This window comes from Candidatus Thiodiazotropha sp. AKAK2 (assembly GCF_058244685.1).
The window spans coordinates 1-6,901 of the sequence record NZ_JBSYOP010000018.1 but is presented as its reverse complement, the minus strand read 5'-3'; the positions used below and the strand labels follow the sequence as shown (position 1 = coordinate 6,901).

Annotated in this window: 4 protein-coding genes and 1 pseudogene; 4 read left to right on the top strand and 1 reads right to left on the bottom strand. The window is 52.2% G+C overall.

The features are described from left to right. Positions 1-521 precede the first annotated feature (521 nt). The 3 genes from AC4IE8_RS07135 to AC4IE8_RS07125 all read left to right on the top strand — a co-directional run bounded on the left by AC4IE8_RS07135 (position 522) and on the right by AC4IE8_RS07125 (position 5,382). On the top strand, positions 522-1,595 hold the full coding sequence (locus tag AC4IE8_RS07135) for an efflux RND transporter periplasmic adaptor subunit (protein WP_068992712.1): 1,074 nt from the start codon (positions 522-524) through the stop codon (positions 1,593-1,595). Positions 1,596-1,611: 16 nt separating this feature from the next. Beyond that, a complete protein-coding gene (locus AC4IE8_RS07130) occupies positions 1,612-4,785 on the top strand; it encodes an efflux RND transporter permease subunit (RefSeq protein WP_490790666.1) in 3,174 nt (1,057 codons plus the stop codon). Between the two features lie 291 nt (positions 4,786-5,076). Next, the gene (locus AC4IE8_RS07125; RefSeq protein ID WP_068992718.1) at positions 5,077-5,382 is read left to right on the top strand and encodes a hypothetical protein; all 306 of its coding nucleotides are present in this window, start codon (positions 5,077-5,079) and stop codon (positions 5,380-5,382) included. Positions 5,383-5,993: 611 nt separating this feature from the next. Here AC4IE8_RS07125 and AC4IE8_RS07120 read toward each other — a convergent pair. Then, positions 5,994-6,653: an RHS repeat-associated core domain-containing protein gene (locus AC4IE8_RS07120; RefSeq protein ID WP_490790665.1), complete on the bottom strand. Its 660-nt coding sequence runs from the start codon at positions 6,651-6,653 to the stop codon at positions 5,994-5,996. A 111-nt stretch (positions 6,654-6,764) separates the two neighbouring features. Between AC4IE8_RS07120 and AC4IE8_RS07115 the strand changes: the two are divergent. Next, positions 6,765-6,901, top strand: a pseudogene (locus tag AC4IE8_RS07115) (transposase); the annotation flags it as partial.

Below are 6,901 nucleotides of genomic sequence, written 5' to 3'. Positions count from 1 at the left end.
GCCACATAAAGGTCGCTGAAATCGACTTAAGGAATCCATATCGATGAATCTTCAACGTGTTACCTATGTCTCCGAACACCTGTTACCCTTGACACCGGTCTATACACCCATCAAGGGAGAGGGGCTTCTATGCATCTCTCTGGCTAATTTGAGTTAACGGGACAACAGTGAAGTCATAATGGAATTCTGGTTATATCCCGCAAACTCTTTCTGCCGATAACTGTCCCATCATCATAACCCTTGAACCACGAACAGCTTGAATCATTGATATAAATACCCAACCACGATGAGATTGTTTTCCCAGGCTCTCGAATTCACCGCTCAAAATCAGTTTGTGCCGTTGTGAAAATACCGTATATTATGAGCTATAGCTTGGTTATCTCTTTTGATTCAATAAGTTGTTTACACTTTAATAATTTTGGAATGCGCATCACCCAAACCGCCTTATTGCAAATAAATGGGACCGCAATGATTCCAAATAATGGCCTGTTTACCACACCCCTAAAGGAGGTTTGAGCGTGATGAAGCTCAGCATACTGATCATTGGTTTCCTCTGTATAGCCAATGTGGTTGCAGCACCTCCAAAGAAACCCAGTCTGGTTACCGTTACCGAGGTCGTGGAGCAGAACCTGCGTGAGGAGTTCCCCTTCTCGGGCACGGCAGAGGCGCTCCAGGAATCACCGCTCTCTCCGCGCTTGTCAGGAGTAGTGAATGAGGTGTTCGTTGAGGAAGGCGAACGGATCGAGGCCGGTGAAAAAATTCTCTCCCTCGATTCGGTTATCGCCAGACTTGAGGTGGTATCGGCAAAGGCCGGACTCGATGAGGCGATCGCCCGGCACCGGGAGGCGGTGCGCCAGAAAAACGAGTATCAGTCACTGCGCCGCAACAAGGCGGTCGCCGCCAGCCAGTTGGCTTCGGCGGTGGCCGACGAAGAGATTGCCCAGGCTTCGATCGCCAAACAGCGTACGGAGGTGAAACGGCTGGAAGAGCTGTTGTCCCGGCATCTGCTTACCGCTCCTTTCTCCGGCATTGTTGCCGAGAAGAACGTTGAAACCGGGCAGTGGGTAAAAGCTGAGTCGGGTGTGGTGAAACTGGTAGCGCTGGATCGTATCCGCATACGGGCATCGATACCGCAGCGATTCTACTCACGCATCCAACCCGACCTGAAGGCTCGAATCCGCTTCGATTCCCTACCAGGGGAGGAGTTCACCGGCAAGGTCGCTTCCATAGTCGCAGCAGGCAACCGAAGCACCCGCACCTTTCCCCTTCTGTTGCTGCTCGACAATCCGAAAAGCCGGATTGCCCCCGGTATGTCGGCGCGCATATTCATTGAACTGAGCGGCAAGCAGCAACCATCGATCATGCTTCCAAGAGACGCGATTGTTCTCAAGGCGGATGGCAGCCGGATCGTCTGGCGCGTATCCGGCTCTGATAATCCCTTCAAGGTAAAACAGATCAGCGTGACCATCGGGCGTACCCAGGGCAATCTTGTGGAGATCCTGGACAGCAGCCTGAATGCCGGTGATCGCATCGTACTGCTGGGCAACGAGAACTTACGCCCAGGCCAATCCGTCAAGATCGGACAAACCGAATAGGAGTCGGCATCTCACCATGTTTCGCTTCTGCATCGAAAAACCGGTCATTCTCACTGTCGCGATCCTGATCCTGACCCTGTTCGGCTTGCTGGCCATCTTCAGCGTGCCGGTACAGATGATTCCCGATCTGGACGCCCGCCTGATCAACGTCAGCACCACCTGGCCCGGCGCCTCGCCACAGGACGTTGAGAAGGAGATCATCATCGAGCAGGAGCAGTACCTGACCCGCATCCCGGGGCTGGAGCGGATCATCTCCACAGCCACCACCGGCAACGCCCAGATCGAACTGGAGTTCCCCTACACCGTCACCATCGACGAGGCGTTACTGGACGTCAACAACGCCCTGTCGCAAGTCGACAACTATCCGGAGAACGTTCGCCAGCCGAGTATCCGCGCCGAGTCTTTCTCATCCAACTCGTTCATGTATTTCCGTCTGACACCGGTCAGCGGTGACTTTTCCGAAGCCGATGTCATTGCCCTCTACGACTGGGCGGAAGAGTACATCAAACGCCCGATGGAACGAGTGCCCGGCGTCTCCAGTGTGCGCCTCTGGGGCGGCGCTGAACGCCAGATTAAAATCTATGTCGATCCACTTAAACTGGCAGAACGCAACATCAGCCTGCTCGATGTGAGAAACGCCATTCGGGCGAGGAACCGTGATGTCTCCGGTGGTGATCTGGACAGCGGCAAGCGACGTTACCTGCTGCGTACGATCGGCCGCTTCCAGTCCGTTGAGGAACTGAATGAACTGGTCATCAGCGAACGGGATGGCACCTTCGTTCGATTGAGAGACCTGGGCCATGCAGAGCTGGGTTTCGCCGAAGTCCGCAACTACGCCTACGGGGCTGGAAAACCCCAGCTGGCCTTCGCAGTGAATCGACAGATCAGCACCAACGTGATCGAGATAAAGCAGGCGATGATGACAAAGGTGGCGGAACTCAATGCCAGTGTTCTCCAGGAGAATGGCCTGGAACTCGTATTGAACTCCGATGACGTGATCTACGTGACCGATGCGGTTGAAGTAGTGAAGCACAACCTGGCGATCGGTGCGATCCTTGCCCTGCTGGTGCTTTTCCTGTTTCTACGTTCGGTTTCGGGTACCCTGATCGGCGCCATGGCGATTCCCATCTGCGCCATCGCTGCGTTTCTCGGACTGCTGATCGCCGGACGCACAATCAACGTCATCTCACTCTCCGGTGTCGCCTTCGCCATCGGTATGACGCTGGACAACAACATCGTGGTGGCGGAGAACATCTACCGACACCTGAGTAAGGGCACCAAGCGCCTGCAGGCCGCCCTCAACGGCATCACCGAGGTCTGGCCTGCGGTACTGGCCTCGACCCTGACCACGGTCTGCGTATTCCTGCCGATCCTGTTCATCCACGAAGAGGCCGGACAGCTCTATTCGGATATCGCCATTGCGATTGCCGCATCGATCATGATGTCGATGCTGGTGGCGGTCACCCTCGTGCCGGCGGCCAGCGGTCGCTTCCTCTCGATCCACAAGGAGTCCAAAAACTCATTTCTCGACAGACTCGGCGCCAGCGTATCGCACGGGGTGTTGTCACTGATCCACTGGCTGGTGGTGGGCTACGTACGCCCACTGGCGGTTATTCTGATCGTACTGACAGGGGCTGGCGCTATCCTCTACTACCTGACACCGCAAACCGAGTACCTGCCGGAAGGTGAAGAGGCCAAGGTCTTCACCATCATGTTCGCCCCACCCGGCTATAACATCGACACCATGAAGGAGCACTATCACTCGGTGGAAGAGCAGTTCCTGCCGCAACTGGGCGCGGACCCGGAACAATTCGCGAAGGGTGAAACCGACATTCCCGCCATGACCTTCACAGTAGGTTTCGTCAACAATACTCGGGTATTCTCCGTTCGCGGTATTGCGGACCGGCACCAGACCGATGAGTTTCTGGAGATCGCCAGCGCCAAGGCCGACGAACTGCCGGGCTTGCGATCATTCTCCTCCAAGGGCTCGATCTTTTCGGGCAATTTCGGCGGTACGCGCAGTATCAACATCGACATCAGCGGCCCGGAACTCCAGTCGCTGTTCGATGCCGGGCTGAAGGTCTTTCTCAAATCGAAGCAGATCTTCGAAAACCCACGGGTACGGCCCGAACCCTCAAACCTGACCATGGGGCAACCCATGCTCGAAGTCCAGCCGGACTGGGAGCGTGCGGCTGAACTCGGCATCGATACTCAAGACTTGGGATACACCATCTGGGCCTATTCAGACGGCGCCTTTGTCGATGAGTTCTTCCTCGACGATGACCAGATCGACATGTTTCTCTACTCCACTCAGGGCAACATCGAACAGCCCCAGGATCTCGAATCCCTGATGCTCTACTCCTCGCGGGGCGAAATCGTTCCGCTGAGTGCCATCGCCCGGCTTAAGGAGAGCGTCAATACCGAGACCATCCGCCGCGTCGACGGAGATCGAACCATCACCCTGAGCGTCATACCGCCCAGAGACATTCCGCTGGAAGCCGGGGTGGAGCGAGTGACTGAAGAGATCCTCACAGGAATGAAAGCGTCCGGTGAACTGCCTGCCGATATCCGCCTGGAGATCAGTGGTGCAAGTGATCAACTGAGCGCAACGCGGGAAGCCCTTTTCAGCAACTTCATCGTGGCGATACTGATCGCCTACCTGCTGATGGTAGCGGTCTTCTCACACTGGGGATATCCACTGCTGATTATGACCAATCTGCCGGTCGGCATCAGCGGCGGTATCGCCGGTCTCTATCTGATCAATCTGGCCGGCGCCAACCTGGACCAGATTGGCCTCAATCCGATCAACCAACCCTTCGACATGATCACCATGCTCGGCTTTCTGGTATTGATCGGCACCGTGGTCAACAATCCGATCTTGATCGTTGAACTCACTGCCTCCAACCTGAAGAAGAGAGGCATGAACATCGTCGAGGCGGTGACCGAGGCGGTGCGTATCCGATTGCGACCGATTCTGATGTCCACGGTTACCACGGTCGCCGGGCTGTCACCGCTGGTGTTCAACCCTGGAGCCGGAACCGAGCTTTACCGGGGACTGGGGGCCATTGTGCTCTTTGGGCTGCTGTTCTCGATGATCGTGACTTTGACCTTCATGCCGGCTCTGCTGGCATTGGTGTTCAGGGTGTCGGATAGATTGTTTTCAAAACAACCGAAACCTTTGTCTGATTGATGAGTGCCCTGCCATGGAGGGCAGGTATACTATTCTATAAATGTTGTGCATCCCTCTAACACATGCTTCTAGACAATCAATAGCATTAGGATCAGGAGGTCAACAAGAGATACAAAAAAGCGTAGAAGCAAGGCCTAAGATTTACGGGTGTTCCAGTAATGGCTTTCTGATATGAGAAGAATTTCTCTTCCACATATATATTTTCTTATAGTTATCACACACTCAATGCTCATATTCTGAGTTTTTTTGGGTTAGTATTGACAGACACTCAGGAATCGACGGACATTCTCAATGAAAGCAAACTTCCCCTGGATCTCGGCTGGACTCGGCCTGACCCTAGCCATGGTTCTGATCAGCTCGGGGGTTTTCAGAGATCCCGCTGAGCGCGGCTTTCCCCTGTTGACGACCCTGTTCATCACCGAATTCGGTTTTCTTGTCACGGCCGCAGGCGCGTTCGTTTCCGGCAGGTCTTCCCTGGTGACTAAACGACGCTGGTCGCAAATACTGTTGACGGTGGTATGTGGTGCCCTGGCATTAGCTTTTTTCATCTTGGGGCTAACTTTGTGGCAGGAAACCGCGGGACAAGCGGCTTCCTGAACCAGAGTTATCTATGCGAGATATCCAAGCAATCACTCACAGACCGATGCGAGTTAACCGGGCATCGGGCCGAATTAACTGGAGGCCGAATTAACTGGACACCCATCCATAATTGGTCAGGATTTTCTGGATTAAGTGGTCAGATTAAAACAGCGAATATGTTCAGTTTAGGTGGAATCTGCATATGCAGGTGCTGCACCTGTTTGACCACCCTGTCGGCAAGAACTGACCGCCCAAACCGAAAAAGTCTGACCAGACTGCTGCCATTGACCACTAGGATCAAACTAACCATTTAGCAAAACTAAAAACCACCATAAGTTCAAGACCTAAACTTTACGGATGTCCCAGTATTACCTTTACTGGCTTCGGATTTTTTTCTGTAGTGCTCAACAAACTTTATAACCAATAAAAAATAGAAGCACCGAAATACCCAATAATAAAAAGGAGTATTTACCGTAGGCATAGTCTATGTTCTTTAATCTCTTAATTTCAGTACTAGCGAATAAAGAAAGAATCATGAATGTCGATTTATATAAAACGTATAGAGAAAAAAACACAATCCCTAACCACATAATTATATTATCTTCACACATAATCTGCACCTAAATTCACTAAAAGCACCACCGTACCTGATATGCACTATAGGCGGTACTTGCCCACCCTATAATTGGAACAAATATTGTACCAACTTTCTGCCAAACCACACTAGTACTTGCCTTACCAGCCTTTTCACCAACATAACCTAATCCTTGAGTAACACCTTCTCCCATAGCAACGCCGAGCACACACTTGAAGGGCGGCGTATTGTATATTACTGGTTCTTGACTAGGCCATCTTTTGCCTTCTTCAAATCCTTTGTCCCAAGGCTCCATAACTATTGGTTCCCTGTCGTAAGGACGCGGTTTATTGTTTGAGGAAGAGTCTCCATCCTCACAATCATCAGGTTCAGGTGATTCAGGCTTGTTACATGGCACCCACCCTACTATATATGGACCTGCGTACACCGGCTTCATGCAACCTGCACCAGTTCCATCCGGGCCTCCTGGCCTGTCTCCATAATAGTTACCAGGGAACCCAAATATTGCCAATCCATATAGATCGAAGAAGCTTAACGGATTTGCACTCACATACCCATAAGTAGTTAACCCACCTCTTAAACCAATCGGGTCTGATTGCAGATATCTCCCTGTTGTCGGATCATAATCCCTAAAGTAGTTGTAATAGTTATTCGTTTCCTGGTCGTAATACTGGCCCGGAAATCCCAACGGCATTACAACCTGAGCTGGGATTTAGATGATTTAGATGGACACCCATCCATAATTTGCCAAGTTTACTTACATCTGGCAATCTTTGTGAATCATCTGTTATCAAGGAGCGATACGATGCCAAAACCAAGGAAAACTCTGGTTCTGCTGGATCAAACCCCCTATTACCATTGCGTATCACGCTGCGTCAGGCGTGCTTTTCTCTGTGGATTCGATACGCTTTCCGGGAAAAGCTATGAACATCGTCGACAGTG